Annotated in this window: 13 protein-coding genes and 1 riboswitch; of the genes, 8 read left to right on the forward strand and 5 right to left on the reverse strand. The window is 35.6% G+C overall.

The window, feature by feature from the left end; genetic code table 11:
- The first annotated feature begins 65 nt into the window (after positions 1-65).
- Positions 66-1,424: an arsenic transporter gene (locus ACEPXG_RS05265; protein WP_391208193.1), complete on the forward strand. Its 1,359-nt coding sequence runs from the start codon at positions 66-68 to the stop codon at positions 1,422-1,424.
- 642 nt (positions 1,425-2,066) lie between these two features.
- Here ACEPXG_RS05265 and ACEPXG_RS05270 read toward each other — a convergent pair.
- The 4 genes from ACEPXG_RS05270 to ACEPXG_RS05285 form a co-directional block, all read right to left on the reverse strand.
- On the reverse strand, positions 2,067-2,498 hold the full coding sequence (locus tag ACEPXG_RS05270; protein ID WP_391208194.1) for a GNAT family N-acetyltransferase: 432 nt from the start codon (positions 2,496-2,498) through the stop codon (positions 2,067-2,069).
- Positions 2,499-2,501: 3 nt separating this feature from the next.
- Positions 2,502-3,017 (reverse strand): YjcG family protein, encoded by a 516-nt coding sequence (locus tag ACEPXG_RS05275; protein WP_391208196.1) that lies wholly within the window; start codon positions 3,015-3,017, stop codon positions 2,502-2,504.
- 51 nt (positions 3,018-3,068) lie between these two features.
- Complete coding sequence (locus ACEPXG_RS05280; RefSeq protein ID WP_391208198.1) at positions 3,069-3,791, reverse strand: alpha/beta hydrolase; 723 nt, start codon at positions 3,789-3,791, stop codon at positions 3,069-3,071.
- Between the two features lie 234 nt (positions 3,792-4,025).
- Positions 4,026-5,435 carry an ISLre2 family transposase gene (locus ACEPXG_RS05285; protein WP_391203448.1) on the reverse strand — a complete coding sequence of 470 codons (1,410 nt, stop codon included), beginning with the start codon at positions 5,433-5,435 and terminating at the stop codon, positions 4,026-4,028.
- A gap of 200 nt (positions 5,436-5,635) precedes the next feature.
- On the opposite strand from ACEPXG_RS05285, the gene ACEPXG_RS05290 reads away from it, so the two are divergent.
- Positions 5,636-6,220 (forward strand): phosphatidylglycerophosphatase A, encoded by a 585-nt coding sequence (locus ACEPXG_RS05290; protein ID WP_391208200.1) that lies wholly within the window; start codon positions 5,636-5,638, stop codon positions 6,218-6,220.
- A 160-nt stretch (positions 6,221-6,380) separates the two neighbouring features.
- On the opposite strand, the gene ACEPXG_RS05295 is transcribed toward ACEPXG_RS05290, so the two are convergent.
- Positions 6,381-6,524, reverse strand: coding sequence for a hypothetical protein (locus tag ACEPXG_RS05295; protein WP_192797480.1), 144 nt, complete (start codon positions 6,522-6,524; stop codon positions 6,381-6,383).
- A 324-nt stretch (positions 6,525-6,848) separates the two neighbouring features.
- Between ACEPXG_RS05295 and ACEPXG_RS05300 the strand changes: the two genes are divergently transcribed.
- From ACEPXG_RS05300 to ACEPXG_RS05325, 6 genes are all read left to right on the forward strand, one after another.
- Positions 6,849-8,237 (forward strand): aldehyde dehydrogenase, encoded by a 1,389-nt coding sequence (locus ACEPXG_RS05300; protein WP_391208202.1) that lies wholly within the window; start codon positions 6,849-6,851, stop codon positions 8,235-8,237.
- 279 nt (positions 8,238-8,516) lie between these two features.
- Positions 8,517-9,566, forward strand: a complete 1,050-nt coding sequence (locus tag ACEPXG_RS05305; RefSeq protein WP_391208204.1) for a M42 family metallopeptidase — start codon at positions 8,517-8,519, stop codon at positions 9,564-9,566.
- A gap of 145 nt (positions 9,567-9,711) precedes the next feature.
- Positions 9,712-11,286: a peptide chain release factor 3 gene (locus ACEPXG_RS05310; protein WP_391208206.1), complete on the forward strand. Its 1,575-nt coding sequence runs from the start codon at positions 9,712-9,714 to the stop codon at positions 11,284-11,286.
- Positions 11,287-11,498: 212 nt separating this feature from the next.
- Positions 11,499-14,576, forward strand: coding sequence for an efflux RND transporter permease subunit (locus tag ACEPXG_RS05315; RefSeq protein WP_391208208.1), 3,078 nt, complete (start codon positions 11,499-11,501; stop codon positions 14,574-14,576).
- 114 nt (positions 14,577-14,690) lie between these two features.
- Positions 14,691-14,786: riboswitch (yybP-ykoY riboswitch) on the forward strand.
- Between the two features lie 66 nt (positions 14,787-14,852).
- Positions 14,853-15,623, forward strand: coding sequence for a TerC family protein (locus ACEPXG_RS05320; protein WP_391208210.1), 771 nt, complete (start codon positions 14,853-14,855; stop codon positions 15,621-15,623).
- A 105-nt stretch (positions 15,624-15,728) separates the two neighbouring features.
- On the forward strand, positions 15,729-17,081 hold the full coding sequence (locus ACEPXG_RS05325; RefSeq protein ID WP_391208212.1) for a TrkH family potassium uptake protein: 1,353 nt from the start codon (positions 15,729-15,731) through the stop codon (positions 17,079-17,081).
- Positions 17,082-17,184: the final 103 nt, after the last annotated feature.

Here is a 17,184-nt window from a genome sequence, read left to right on the forward strand (position 1 = left end):
AGAGAGAAGTGAATATACATACAGAGAAACGGACAAACATAAAAAAGAGAGGAAATGGTATATGTATGAGTTTTCAAATTGGGGTCGCCAGTTTGGTGTTCCTAACTACTATGTTGGTTATATTTTGGAGGCCTAGAGGAGTAAATGAGGCATGGCCAGCTTCAATAGGTGCAGTAATTATCTTACTAGTAGGGATTGTATCACTGAATGATGTTGTAGACATCACCGGGAAAATCGGTGGAGCTTCGATCACTATAATGGCAACCGTTGTAATGGCTGTTATATTAGAGAGTTTTGGTTTTTTTAACTGGGCAGCGGCACGAATAGTAAGTTTGTCCAGAGGCTCGGGTCACAGGCTCTATTGGTATATCCAGTTATTATGCTTTTCAATGACATTATTATTTAATAACGATGGAAGTATACTAATAACAACACCTATTTTAATAATGCTATTTAAAAACATGGGACTAAAACCCCATCAACAAATCCCTTATTTGTTAAGTGGAGCACTGATTGCAACTGCTTCTAGTGCACCTATTGGTGTAAGTAATATAGTTAACTTAATCGCATTAAATATTGTAGAAATGTCACTTTGGATGCATACTGCAATGATGTTTGTTCCCGCTACGCTAGGATTATTGTTTATGTCGTACTTGATGTATATCGTCGTAAAGAAAAAACTACCAAAAACATTACCGGATTCGGTCACAGACGTAGAAGAATCCTTTTTTACTAAAAACTTTCATCCATTAAAAACGAAGATCTCCGTTGAAACAAAACGAAAGCGTACTAAATTTATGTTAAAGATATTGCTTTTTGTCTTTGTCATACGAAGTCTACTTTTCGTTGCCTCTTATGTCAACATCCCAATTGAAATCGTTGCAGTTCTTGGTTCGGTTGTTTTGCTATGTTGGAGATGGTATCATTTACGGACTAACCCAGTAGATATATTGAAGAAGACTCCTTGGCACATTCTAGTATTTGCATTCTCTATGTATGTCATTATTTATGGATTGCATAATGTAGGACTTACCGCATTGTTAGTTCAATTGTGTGAACCAATTGTAAATCAAGGATTATTTCAAGCTAGTTTTATCATGGGAGGACTAGTATCACTTCTTTCTAACTTATTTAATAACCATCCAGCATTAATGATAGGGACGATAACTTTAACGAAAATGGGGTTAGATCCAATCACATTAAAAACCATCTATCTTGCAAATATTATAGGTAGCGATATGGGGTCATTGCTACTACCTATTGGTACACTTGCTTCCCTTATTTGGATGCATATCCTAAGAAAAAACAAGATAAAAATTACTTGGAAAGACTATTTAAGCGTAACTATAATCGTCATACCAATATCAACAATTGTAACACTTACATTGTTATACTTTTGGGTACAATTAGTTTTTGCCAATTAAAATAATAAATAGTTAAAACGAAAAAGATTGAGTATGAGATATAGAATAGCAGGGAATCTATCAAACAAGTTGATTTCCTGCAACTCTATAGATTAAGGAATAACGTTATCAAAATTCATTCTCAAATGGTTATGAGTATAATTTAAAAAAACAAAAAATCCACTAATTAGAGCCGATTATTTTTATTAATTTATTTGTCAAAAGGCTGTCAACTTGTTACATAGAAATAGCTAAAGCCATCCTGTTTAAAGCGTTCCCTGTATGTATATGTTGTTCTAATGCGAAATGATACAATTTTATTTTAGCGATCATTTTTGCAGAAGTTCATAAGAAACATAGATGATATGAAGATTGCATCTCGTGTTGAACCATCACTTGTTCTATTCTTTTAAAAGCGGAAGAAGATACAATTTTGACCGCTCAGCGCTCTTTTATCAATGGTAACTGGCTATTTTTCTTTAGTACCATCGAACTTCTAGGGACCTAGTGTCATCCGCTGAAAGCAAGTGGTTTTTTTCGGACTCAATTATTCTTACTTTATTTTATAAAAAAGACTGTAGACAAGCTCGATTTTTATCGATTTTGCCTACAGTCTAAAGAGAAATGATGATGATGATGACTAAATCATCTCTCTTGTTTCATTTAAATGAATAACTTTTCCATTGCTCGATGTGGAATACCCGCTTCTAAAAACTCAGGTGATGTAATGGAATAACTTCTTTTCTCATAAAATGGAATAGCATGACTCTGAGAATTTAATTTGAGCTTATGGTAGCCATTTGATTGGGCATAATCTTCCATACATTGCATGATTAAGTTACCCAACTTTTTACCTCGATATTCGGGAAGAATACATACCCGTTCTATTTTCCCAACATGGGGTTCTGATGTTCGAATTCTTCCTGCGCCAAAAGGAATTTCCTCATCATAAACAACAAAATGAATAGCTTTATGGTCATGTTCATCCAATTCTAGATGAATCGGCACATCTTGTTCTTCTACAAAAACTTTTCTTCTAATAAGTATAGCGTCTTGATACTCATTATCTGTTTCCACGATTTTTGCATTAACCAATTATTACTCAGCTCCAGACAATCTAAAAGTTTCATAAACAGTCCAAGAACCGTCTTCTAGTTGATAAAGCATATGAAGGCGATCAATTTCTTCTTCAAATTCCGCACCAATCATTTTTAACTGTGGATAAATATCATCGTGTTCACTAGAATTCATTTTTTGGGCAATTGTTATATGGGGTACAAATGCATAGTCTTCTGTATCATTAATGTCTATTGCATTTAAGTCACCACGTAAAGCTAACAATTCTTCAGTTGGTTCTACTTTAAAATAAATTGCATTTGTTACAGGAGCAAACGAACTTACTTTAGCAGTTTTTAATGTAAATGGTCTATGTCCCTTCACAACTTCTGCAATTTTTTTCGCAATTGTTTTGATTTCATTTTCATCTGCTTCAAATACACCTTTAACCGTCATATGGGGTGTAATCAATGAGTAGTGTGGGTCATAACGCTTTCTGTAGGAATTAGCAAAATCCTGTACTTTTTTAGATGGGAAAGCAACAATACCGTATTTCATTTTTATTACCTCCTCGTATTTTTATAACAGATCACAGGAACATTATATCATTTATATGCCGAAATTGTTTTTAAGTGATCTTTTCATATCTGGTTGCCAAAGCTTCCAAGTATGGTCTCCATTTAATTCGTCATAAAAGGTCGTAAACCCTTTATTTAATATCAAATTATGCAAGACTCTATTCGGAGTGATAAAGTCTGTTACTAATCCATCTCCAGTTAAAACGGAGGTCTCCTCATTACCAATAACATGATATATAGAGAATGCATGTACATCTTTATGATTTTCCATTTCAGACAAAACGTATTCATTCACAAGTGGAGAATGTAAAATTATTTTTCCAAATGTATTAGGATATTGGAGTGCGGTTAATAAGGATACTGTTGCAGCAAGAGAGTCCCCGATTAATGCTCTTCCCATACCGATTTGATAAGTTGGATAATTGGCATCTATGTATGGAACAAGTTCTTGTGCCAAGAACCTTATATATGCTTGATGTTTTGGGCCATCTGGATGATACTTTTCTCTTCGATCTTTTACATTTTTATATGGAACTCCAACAATTATTACGTTTTCTATTTCCTTTTGATCATATAACTCATCAGCAACACGAGAAATTCTACCTAGTTGAAAATAATCTTTTCCATCATTTGCGATAAGTACTGAGTATTTATATAGTGGGGAATAATTTGGTGGTAAGTAAATAAGTAACTGCATTTCTTCTTGAAGTGCATCGCTAAAAAGCGTCATATCTTGTACAATTCCTCTGTTCATATAGTTCCTCCTATAAAGTAATCATGTTGTATAGAAATTGTAACATATACATGATCAGAGGTATAATGAACAACAAACAAGGTATGTGTCAAGTTTTTCTCGACATAGTATTAACACCAGTATTTTAAGCACTCTCTATCTGTACACTTATTAAGCTACCGCGCTAACGCTTGCTGGCCTAGATATATTTGTCACGTTCTAAAAACCAAGAACCTGACAAATACATCTAGGGTACTATCTAAAGCTTTTTACTAGTTGTCCAATTGCTGTTGAATGCGCAATATACAAGCTAATAGAACCCTGTTTGGCGCCGATGGATGGTCTAGTGGGATTACGGAGTATCTCGGACATACGAACTACCTTTTTCACTTCTCGTTGCTGTCTTTCACTTCTACGCTGATGGTGCAGATACACATCACGTAATGTCCCATTTAACATGCCTTGTTTCACTTTTACCATGGCTTCTCCACCTTCTTGACTCCAATGCATTCCTCTTTTTTTCATACGAAAGGAAATATGCCGTTGATTCGATTCCATTGCACCAAGGCTTCTCGCATCCTTTGGTGAGTTCTCCACTTTCTCACGCCAGTCAAAAATACGATCCCAGTTATTCTGAATGTAAGAGCGAAACACGTTTACTTTTTCTATTTTTTTCGGGTCTTCTAGCGTGCTTTCATACGTATCTAACCATAACGTAAAGTCCTTCAACTCATGAGCCTTCATAGCCTTCCGAATGCCATTCTTATAGTCACTTTTTCCTCCACTTAATGCACGATTCAATGCTTGCGCAATATGATACTTGTCTAATTGATTTAACACGGGAAACCGTGATTGGGAAAAGGCTTCTTGAAACTTCTCGGATGTATATCCCAATCCTCCATCACTGTTTGTAATAACGCAGGCATTTTCCAACGAATAATGATGGGCACTGAACGCTTGGACTTCCCCCCAAAACTTAGTAGTGGGCTGTGTTGTCATAATGACTTTTGGTTCACGTAAGGATACTCTTTTTCCGTTTTTATCCCAGCCCTCATGTACAATCGCATGACGCACTTCCAAACTTTTTTTCTTCTCGGTTCCTCGAACAAATACACCATCTGCTTCCGCATAGAAGAAGTCCACTTTTTTTCCCTCTGGAAGGGAAGCTGCCTCTTCTAATTCCGCTACCATTTCTTCATCTGCCTGTGCTTGTGCCATCCCTACCCGCTTCACGATACTTCCTACAGTCGTATGGCTAACCTCTACAGCGGTCCACTCTTTCAGCACACGTGCAGCCTCACGATACGTATTTTCACTTGCCAATTCTGCCACTTTCACTTCTACCAAAGAACTCTGCCGTTGGTGTCTTCTTAAGCCCAACCACTCATCCAAAGGGTAATGATTATCCCCTTTTTTATCCGCCATAAGTGTATGACGGAAACGAACAGATCCAAAGGTGAATTGAACTGTTTTCCAGTCATCTCTCTTCACCGTCCAACCTAGTTCTTGTTTTTGTTCTTTTATAACCTGATTTATCTTGGTGAAAACGTCCCCCAAAAGAGAAGCAAACACTTGGTACATATATAGTTGGATACTTTCTTCCATCTCGATTAGATTATCAGTATCCTTTATTATTTGGTAGACTTTTGATATAATGGATTCCATAAGAAGGCCTCTTTCTAGATGTATTTGCCCTACGAAGCATACATTTATGATAGAGCGCCTTCTTTATTTTTTCTAGTGGAAACCCTCGAGAAATATTTTACACATACACAAACAAGCATTCAAAAGTGTCTGTTATCTCGACATTCTTTCGTAAGAATAAGGTCCTTGTAAACAAATAGTGAGATAAAGGGGATTATTTAATGGATAGACAAACATCAAGAGTCCACTCTAGAACGGTAGAGAAAGCTGCAAATGATGCGTTACTTCGGAGAGGGGTTACGTTAGACGAAATTGCTAAAATCGTCTATGAGATGCAAATACCGTACAATAAAGGGCTAACCATTGAACATTGCATCGAATCGATTAAAAGTGTATTAAAAAAAAGAGAGATGCAGCATGCAATTCTCGTTGGGGTAGAATTAGATGAGCTTGCAGAAAAAAAGTTATTATCAGAACCACTCCAACAAATCGTAGAAGCAGATGAAGGATTGTTTGGTGTAGATGAAACAATCGCTCTGGGTTCCGTTTATACGTATGGAAGTATTGCCGTAACTACATTTGGCCACCTGGATAAAAATAAAATAGGTATCATTTCAAAATTAGATACAAAATCCGGCGGTGGAGTTCATACTTTTCTAGATGATTTAGTAGGAAGCATTGCCGCGTGCGCTGCTTCTCGACTAGCTCATCGTACAAGAGATCTAGAAGAAGCAAATGAAACATTTGAAGACATAGCTCCAGAAGAAACTGCACCAGAAACAAATATTAAAGGTGTTCGAATATAAGGTTGAAAAAATATAAACCCCATGCATTACATGGGGTTTTTAATATTTATAATTTACATACCGTGTAAAGGGATTTTAGGAAAAGTAATGGTACTAATGAATGAAAAAATCAGCTTTCCTAATATGTTAAGGAAAAGCTGATTTTAAGTAGAAAAATTGATCAATTATTACTCTCCATTTCGTCTTGAACTTCTTTAAAATATAAAAATGATTCTTCCTCCAATTCGGATAATCTTTCCTTATTTATTCCCATTGCAAATGCGCCTGTAAATATTGTTTCCCACCATGTTGCTGTTTCTGTCATCTTCATTTCCTCCTTTAAAATCTCTTTGTCCATTTGACCAATATATACCTACCAAGTTTCGAACATAAACTTATTTTCAGAAAAATGAATCGAATATCACATGTTGTATGCAAGACTTATAGACTAATGTATTGGAAAGTGTAAGAAATGAATTTCTCTCTACATAAAGAGTATTTCCACATATCGTACCTTTCATGTATTTTTCAATAAGATTCATGTCGACTAAGCATGTAAGAATCTTCCCTACATTAGAAAAAGATAGTATGATTCTTTAAAGACAGTTGTTTCGTTTATTGACTTGAATAATAAAAAGGAGATGTTTTTTTGAATGTCACATCACAACAAATAGAGCGTATGATAGAGGAACTTCAGGCATTTTTTTATTCTGGAATCACTAAAACAGCTAAGTTTCGAATAGATCAGCTAAACAAGTTAAAGAGCACTATAAAGAAATATGAAAAAGAAGTTATTCAAGCACTTTCTAATGATCTACGAAAAAGTGAATTTGAAGCGTATACAACGGAAATTGGTCTTGTATATGACAATATATCTTTTATGGCAAAAAATCTAGAAAAATGGATGGAGCCAAAACAAGTTAAGACTCCTATTGCTTTAATGCCCTCCAAAAGTTTTATCGTAAACGATTCTTACGGTACTGTTTTAATCGTAGGTCCATTCAACTATCCTTTTCAACTAGTGATGGAACCACTTCTAGGAGCCATCATCGGAGGAAACTGTGCGGTAATTAAACCTTCTGAAGCAACGCCATATACTTCTAATATTGTGAAGAAAATAATCGAAGAGACATTTGACCCAAGATATATTCGCGTTATAGAGGGTGAAAAGGAAGTAACATCGCTTTTAATCCATGCACCATTTGATTTTATTTTTTTCACTGGAAGTGTAAAAGTAGGTAAAATTGTGATGAGAGCTGCTTCTGAACGATTAACTCCGATAGCACTTGAACTTGGTGGGAAAAGTCCGGCTATTGTAGATCATACAGCCAACTTAGAAGTAGCTGCAAAACGGATTGCATGGGGGAAACTAATGAATGCAGGTCAGACTTGTGTTGCCCCTGATTATGTATTAGTAGAAGAAACGATAAAAGAGGAATTTGTCGAGCTATTGAAACAGACGATTCATACGTTTTTTGGAAAAACAATTCAAGCTAGTGGAGACCTAGGAAGGATTGTGAATGAAAATCAGTTCGATCGTTTGAAAAGAATTCTCGACTTAGAAAAAGATCATATTGTTTTTGGAGGACGTACAGATAGAAGTGATTTATATATTGAACCAACCTTATTGGACGGGGTAAGTTTCTCAAGCCCATCTATGGAAGATGAAATTTTTGGACCAATATTACCAATCATATCGTATACTGATTTACCAACCATTATTCGTCAAATTCGTAAATTACCGAAACCTCTTGCTGCCTATATGTTTAGTGAGCATGAAAGAGCACAAAATTATTTCTTACAAGAGTTTTCATTTGGTGGGGGTTGTATAAACGATACAATTTCTCATGTGGGAAGCGCTTTTTTACCCTTTGGAGGAGTAGGTAATTCAGGAACTCAAGCTTATCATGGGGAAGCAAGTTTTACTTTATTTACGCATCAAAAGTGTATTATGAAGAAGAGTACGAAGTTATCGGTAAATATTGTTTTTCCACCCTATAAAAACAAAGTGAAGCTTGTTAGAAGTCTCCTTAAGTAAAAATCGGGTAAGGAAAAGACACTGACTTCCCGCCGCGAACCAACGAGCCTCCTTCGCTATATTTCTTGCGTGTCTCACTAGTCTTTTCCTCCGCAGGAGACTTGTATCTTTTTCCTTTATCTATTAATCAAGAAGTATTTTTCGATGCTATCCTTCCACCAAGTGTTAGTCTCAATTGTCACCAAAATTTTGGCTGACACATAGGGATGCAGATCTAAGTTCTATAAGAAATTAATTGTTTTTGGTAAGATAAAGAGGTAAATAAAAGGAGGAAGTAAAGTGTCATTTACTTTTAATAAAGAAGAAACTGTTTCATTGTTAAAGCAATTAGTTGAAATACCTAGTCCATCTGGTTACACAAAAGAAATTATGGATTTTATGGAGAATATTTTACTCGATTTACAAGTATCATTTAAACGCACGAACAAAGGGGCATTAATAGCTACTATTAAAGGGGAAAATGATGTAACCCATCGTTTACTTACAGCTCACACAGATACACTTGGTGCAATGGTAAAAGAAGTAAAAGCAAGCGGAAGGTTAAAACTTACTATGGTCGGCGGATTTAATTGGAATGCAGTTGAAGGGGAATACTGCACCATACATACTGCTAACGGTAAAAAGATCCGTGGAACTATTCTTATGCATCAAACAACTGTTCATGTCTACAAAAATGCAAGTGGACTGCCAAGAGATGAGCAAAATATCGAAGTTCGCGTGGATGAAAAAGTAACGAATGCTGAGGGAACACGTTTATTAGGTATTGAAGTGGGAGACTTTGTATCTTTTGATCCGCGCTTTGAAGAAACGGAAACTGGTTTTATCAAATCCCGTCATTTAGATGACAAAGCAAGTACAACATTATTACTACAATTAATTAAGACAATAAAAGAAGATAAGATTCTTCTTCCAAATACAACTCATTTCTATATTTCGAATAATGAAGAAATCGGCTATGGTGGGAATTCGAATGTTCCAGAACAAGTAGTTGAGTATATTGCAGTTGACATGGGTGCAATCGGAGACGGACAAACATCCGACGAATTTACCGTATCCATTTGTGCAAAAGATTCTTCGGGACCATACCATTACGAGCTTACTCGTCAATTAGTAGAACTTGCAAAAAAAGAAAATATCGATTACAAATTAGACATATATCCGTTCTATGGTTCCGATGCATCAGCTGCTATTCGCGCAGGTTACGATGTAAAACATGGTTTATTTGGACCAGGGATTGAAGCTTCCCATGCATATGAACGGACGCATATTGATTCGTTGGAACAAACAGCCAAACTTTTATATACTTATGTAAATTCAAAAATGGTATAAACAAACTTTAATAAAAACTAGTAGAATCAGCAGCCGTTTCTGTGATTTATTTCGTTAGAAAACGGTAAGCTGGTTCTTTTTTACTTGTATTTTCGTGCACAAATCCATATGATAAAAAAGTAAATAAGAAGGAGATACAAAATATATGGACTTAAATTTAACAGATGAAATATTAAAAAGAAGAACCTTTGCAATCATTTCCCATCCCGATGCTGGTAAAACAACTATTACAGAAAAGCTTTTATATTTTGGTGGGGCCATTCGTGATGCAGGAACAGTAAAAGGGAAAAAATCCGGGAAATTTGCAACATCCGATTGGATGGAAATCGAAAAGCAACGTGGTATTTCGGTTACCTCTTCAGTCATGCAATTTGATTTTAACGATTGTCGTATTAACATTTTAGATACTCCTGGGCATCAGGATTTCAGTGAAGATACGTATCGAACATTAATGGCTGTAGATAGCGCGGTCATGATTGTTGACGCAGCAAAAGGGATTGAAGCACAAACATTAAAACTATTTAAAGTTTGTCGTATGCGAGGAATTCCTATTTTCACGTTTATAAACAAACTTGACCGACAAGGGAAAGAACCATTGGAACTTATGGAAGAGTTAGAAGAAGTCCTTGGGATTCAATCTTATGCGATGAACTGGCCAATCGGTATGGGGAAAGAATTCTTAGGAATTTATGATCGTTTTAATAAGCGAATCGAACAATTCCGTGTTGAAGAATCCGATAAATATCTTCCTATTGATGAAAATGGAGAACTTGCTGTGGATCATTCGATGAAACAAACTTCCTATTATACACAAGCAATGGAAGACATCCTACTTTTAAATGAAGCTGGAAATGATTTCGATAAAGAAAAAGTACTTTCAGGAGATTTAACTCCTGTCTTCTTTGGTAGTGCGTTAACAAATTTCGGTGTGCAAACATTTTTGGAAACCTATTTACAATTCGCTCCTACCCCACAACCACGCAATACGGATAATGGAGAAGAAGTAAGTCCATTAAATGAAGAATTCTCTGGCTTTATCTTTAAAATTCAAGCGAATATGAATCCTGCTCACCGCGATCGTATTGCCTTTGTCCGTATCGTATCGGGTAAATTTGAAAGAGGTATGAATATCACACTTGCTCGTACTGGCAAAAATTTCAAAGTTACACAGTCAACACAGTTTTTAGCAGATGACCGCGAAACGGTTGATGTGGCAGTTGCAGGCGATATTATTGGTCTATATGATGTGGGGAATTATCAAATTGGCGATACAGTAGTTGGAGGAAAGAAAGCATTTAATTATGAGAAGTTACCTCAATTTACTCCAGAACTATTTGTGAAAGTAACTGCTAAAAACGTATTGAAATCAAAGCATTTCCATAAAGGTATTTTGCAATTAGTACAAGAAGGTGCGATACAATATTATAAAACACTTCATACGGAAGAAGTTATTTTGGGAGCAGTTGGCCAACTTCAATTTGAAGTGTTTGAGCATCGTATGAAAAATGAATACAATGTAGATGTACGAATGGAGCCAATCGGTTCGAAAGTAGCTCGATGGATTGAAAATGAAGAAGAGGTAAAAGAATCGATGACTGGTCCAAGAAGTATGCTAGTAAGAGATCGTTACGATAATTATGTTTTCTTATTTGAGAATGAGTTTGCAACAAGATGGTTCCAAGATAAGTATGAGCATATTAAATTATACAATCTTCTATAATATGGGAGACCGCCTTTTAAATAAGGTGGTCTTTTATTATGGCATCACAAGATAGTCTCTGTGAATCGCAAAATAGAGCGTCCGAATCGCAAAATCCAAGCCTTAAATCGCAAAATCGTACGCCCGAATGGCAAAATAATTATTTAATAATTTGAACTCTTCCTTTTTTGGGCATATGATAGTATTAGCAAATATAAAGGTGGTCCCCGAAAATGAAAATAAGTGATTTCTCCATAAAAAGGCCAGTATTTACAACCGTTATCATGTTTTTAATCATCATCCTCGGAGGGGTTTCATTTTTTAAAATTCCCATTACATTAATACCGGACTTAAATCCTCCAATTGCGGTAGTCGTTTCAAGTTATCCTGGCGCAAGCCCAGTTGAAGTAAATGAAAAAATTACCAAACCACTCGAAAATTCCTTAAGTACATTACCTGGTATTAAATCCATAAAAAGTACATCCCAAGAAGGAGCAAATTTTATATTATTGGAATTTGAGTGGTCCACAAATATGGATGATGTAGAATCAGACGTCATGCAGCGGATCGACATTACGCCAATGCCTGAAGGAGCCATAAAACCTAAGTTTCTAAAGTTTGATCCAGCTCAATTTCCGGTTATTCAGTTATCGTTAAGTGGTAAAAAAGCTAATGGAGATATTCGATTAATCGCGGAAAAGCTAGAAAAAGAACTAATTAGTACAGAAGGTGTCGCAAGTGTAAATGTATCCGGTGCAATCGTAGAAGAAGTGCAAATCCTGCTTAATCAAAATAAGTTAGAGGAAAAAGGATTAACGCAGAGCGATATTGTACAACTCATTCAAGCAAACAATATCTCTCTTCCAGGAAGTCCTATTGAAACAGAAGATAAAAAAACGCTCACCACTAGAATCATTAGCACTCTTACTACGGTAGACGATATTAAAAACCTAGTGGTTACTGTAAATCCGCTCGATGGTAAAAAAGTGACGATTGCAGATATTGCGACGGTCCAACTTACGGAACCAGAACAAAATTCAGAAACTAGGGCAAATAGCGAACCTGCTGTTTTACTATCGGTTCTTCAAGAATCGAATGCAAATACGGCAAATGTATCCAAAGCATTCAAGGAAGCATTAGACAAGCAACTGGCAAAAGAGGAGTTTTCTGGTGTAAAAGCAGATATATTATTTGACCAAGGAGATTATGTGCGACTAGCAATTAATAATATTGGCTCCACGCTTATAACAGGTGGTATTTTAGCGATGCTCATATTATTTGTCTTTTTAAAAGGGATTAAGAGTCCAATAATTATAGGTATTGCCATTCCGTATTCTGTCATTGTGACATTTGTATTAATGTTCTTTGCTGGATTCTCTTTAAATATTATGACGCTGGGAGCATTAGCGTTAGGAATAGGAATGCTCGTCGATAATTCCATTGTAGTCATTGAAAATATTGAAAGGCATTTAGGATTAGGGAAGAATCCGCGAGAAGCGGCTTTTACCGGAACAAAAGAAGTTGCGGGAGCTATTACTGCATCTACTTTGACTACGGTTGCTGTGTTTGTGCCTGTTATTTTTCTTTCTGGACTAATTGGACAGATATTCACTGAATTTGCACTAACGATATCGTTTAGTTTATTTGCTTCATTAGTCGTGGCCATTACAGTTATACCAATGATGGCTAGTAGAATGCTGAAGAAGCCAAAAGGTGATCTGGAAGCGAAAAGACGTCGTTCGAAAACGTATAATAATTTTGAACGATCCATAAGATGGTCATTATCCCATCGCGCGATAGTTCTTACGATTACAGTTATTTTATTGGCCATTTCAACGTTTGGTTTATTTCGTACAGGAACGGAATTTTTACCTGCTACAGACGAGGGCTTTGTTACGATAGCAGTAAGACTTGAAAACGGAGCGTCTTTTAGTGCGACGAATGAAGTTGTGAAGAAAATTGAGCAGCAATTGCAAAAAGAAAATGATGTAGAAGTGTTCGTAAGTTTTGTAGGAGGAAATCAAGAAGGGCAATCGAGAGGGACATCTAAATCGAATATTGCAGAAATATCTGTAAAGCTAGTACCTTTAGATAAACGCCAGCGATCTACTTTCACGTTTGTAGATGAAGTCCAACCGAAAGTAATAAAAGTTGCAGGAAAAAATGTAGAAGTGAATTTTAATATGCAGACTGCAGCTGGTTCAACACCTAACTCATTATCATTCACGCTATCATCTGCTAGCAAAGATAATTTGAATAAAGCGGTAAATTCCGTTTCGAAACAAGTGGAAAAAATAAATGGCGTAACTAGTATGAGAAATGATTTAACCGAAAAAATTGATGAAGTGCAAATGACGATAAAGAAAGATGCTGCAACAGAGTATGGACTTGCCCCCATCCAAATTGCTCAAACGGTTAATAATGTAACGAGAGGTGTATTTGCTACCCAAATTATTTCCGAGCAAGAAGATGTTCACAGCGTCTATGTGAAATACGATGAAGCATATCGAAACAGTGTCGAACAATTAAAACAACTGAAATTAAGAACTCCATCTGGCCAATATATTACTTTACAAGATGTAGCGAATATTGAAATTGCAGAAGGACCTTTAACTATTCGAAGAGTAAATCAAGCGAGCGCTGTTACATTCACCTTAAAATATGAATCGCACTATTCTTTAGGTGAAATGTCCGGTTTCGTGGATGCAGCCATTGACAAAGCTAATTTGCCAAACAATGTGCTCATTTCCTTTGGAGGAGATAGAGAGTTATTGGACAATGCAAAAAATGATATGATTTTAGCTGTATTATTGGCAATTGTTTTAGTATACATCGTGATGGCTGCACAATTTGAGTCGTATAAATATCCGTTCGTGATTATGTTCACTGTTCCTCTCATAGCTATTGGAATTTTCATTGGTCTCTTCACGACAAACACATCAATAAGTATTTCAGTAGTAATTGGGGTTCTTATCTTAGTAGGTATCGTTGTAAACAATGGAATTGTCTTGGTGGATTATATCAATCAACGAAAAGCGAGTGGTTTGGACTCTTATGAAGCAATAATAACTTCCGTAAGGGATCGCGTTCGTCCAATTTTAATGACTGCTTTAACGACTATTTTAGGACTAGTTCCCCTTGCCTTAGGTTTAGGAGAGGGAACGGAGATTAATCAGCCCATGGGAATAACCGTAGTAGGTGGATTAATTAGTTCCACATTCTTAACTTTATATGTTGTACCTGTTATTTATAGTTTGTTTGATAAAGAAACAAGAAAAAAAGCAGTATCTAAAAAGTCAAAAGGTATTTAAAATTACATCCAGGATTACCTTTGGAATAAGTCTTTTATCTTGGAAATAAAGAGTTCTGCTTCTATAAGTTGAAACAGTATGATATAATGAATAACATAATTAAATAGACTTTTGACATATGTCAAAGGGGAGTAGCTATAGGGAAACCTATTTCATAGTCGTCATTACATGGCTTTTGCCATCGGTTATGATAGTAATTTTACAATTACTTAGCAAGACCTTTGCCTTTAATTAGGCAAGGGTCTTTTTATTTGCAAAAAGGAGGATATTAATTTAATGGAAGCTATATTATTTCAGTATGGATGGGTATTACTTGTTTTAGTTGGATTGGAAGGATTACTTGCAGCGGATAATGCAGTCGTGATGGCAGTAATGGTAAAGCATTTACCAAAGGCTAGACAGAAAAAAGCTTTATTTTACGGATTAGTTGGAGCTTTTGTATTTAGATTTTTGGCACTTTTTATGATTACATTTCTAGTAAATGTATGGCAAGTTCAGGCCTTGGGTGCTGCATACTTATTATTCATTTCGATTAAACATATTTATGATAAATCGAAAATTAAACCAGAAGATCATCCTGATTTTGACTTGAACATATCAAAAGGATCAAGTTTTTGGTTTACTGTATTAAAAGTAGAGGTAGCTGATATTGCTTTTGCAATTGACTCGATGCTTGCTGCTGTGGCTATTGCAGTTACTTTGCCAGAACTTGGTGAATTACATATTGGGGGCATAAACGGTGGGCAATTCGCAGTAATGTTCTTGGGAGGAGTAATTGGTCTTGTCATTATGCGTTTTGCAGCCCATAAATTTGTTCAATTGCTTGAGAAATATCCTTCATTAGAAACAGCTGCATTCTTAATAGTAGGCTGGGTAGGAGTAAAACTAGCTGTTTTGACACTTTCTCATCCAAAAGTTGGTATACTAGATGAACATTTTCCACACTCAGCTCCTTGGGAAATCACGTTTTGGACGGTTCTGTTAGCTATTGCACTTTTTGGCTATATTTTGGGTGTAGTATCAAATAAAAAAGATAAAAAGAAATAGTAAAGTGAAAAGCATAAAAGATAGTTGGTTTTAGCTATCTTTTTATGCTTTTTTTTCTTACAATGAAGGAACAGTCTATACGTTTTCTGAAAGGAAATTATCACCATGATAAAAAATCGACTAAAAACAAAACTAAATTCTACGCCAGCCCAAGCGATTGTAACCTATTATTTTATTGCAATCGCAATCTCTGTGATACTACTTCGTTTACCGGGTGTTCATAAGCCTGGAGTTCACGTTAATTTTATCGACAGTTTATTTACGGCGGTAAGTGCTGTAAGTGTCACAGGATTATCATCGGTTAATATATCCGAAACATATAGTGTATTTGGATATTTTATGATCATACTCGTACTGCAATTAGGTGGTATTGGAATTATGGCTTTAGGAACTTTTGTTTGGTTAATTTCTGGTAAAAAGATTGGGCTTCGTGAACGTCAACTGATCATGGTCGATTATAACCAATCAAATTTATCTGGAGTAGTTAACTTAATTAAAGAAATCGTTAAAATATTATTGTTGATACAGGTAATTGGAGCATTATTATTAACCTTGTATTTTATCCAATATTACGATTCGTTCAAAGAAGCATTGACCCATGGTATTTTTACATCTGTATCTGCTACGACGAATGCGGGATTTGATATTACAGGAGATTCCTTAATTCCTTATCATCATGACTATTTTGTTCAAATTATTACTATTTTTCTCATTATTTTTGGAGCAATCGGGTTTCCTGTCCTAATAGAAGTAAAAGAATTTCTATCGAATAAGAATAAAAATTTTCGTTTTTCTCTATTTACAAGACTTACGACCATTACTTATGCTATTCTTTTAGTTTTTGGCACCATCATGATATATTTACTTGAAATGTTCCATGCATTCAAAGGAATGCCTTGGCATGAAAAGTTCTTTACTGCTTTATTCCATTCCGTTTCTACACGGTCTGCAGGATTAACTACGATAGACGTTACGCAGTTTCATGAAGGTACAAATTTTTTAATGAGTGTGCTCATGTTCATCGGTGCATCCCCAAGTTCAGTAGGTGGAGGAATTAGGACGACGACATTTGCTATTGCCGTATTATTTCTAATAAACTTTTCGAGAGGAAAAGATAGTGTACAAATTTTCAATCGTGAGGTGCATTTAATCGACATATTTCGTGCCTTTGCAGTAATTATTTTAGCTTTTGCCATGGTATTTACTGCTACCATTTTATTATCAGTTACCGAAACTAATGTCCCAATTACCTCTTTAATCTTTGAAATAACATCAGCTTTTGGAACTTGTGGGATGTCTCTTGGAATAACAGGGGAACTGTCCGACCTAGGGAAAGTGATTATTATGGTTCTAATGTTTATTGGGCGTGTAGGCTTGATTTCATTCTTATATTCAATAGGTGGAAAAAGTAATAAAACAAAATTCCACTATCCTAAAGAACGAGTTATTATTGGTTAAAAGAAACCGAGCATTAGGTCCATAATTGGACCTAATGCTCGGTTTTACTAATATTAAACAGTTTTAACCTAATCCAAGGAATTAATCGCAATTTCTGCCATCA

It is taken from the genome of Psychrobacillus sp. L4 (genome assembly GCF_042944905.1).
Lineage (GTDB): Bacteria > Bacillota > Bacilli > Bacillales_A > Planococcaceae > Psychrobacillus.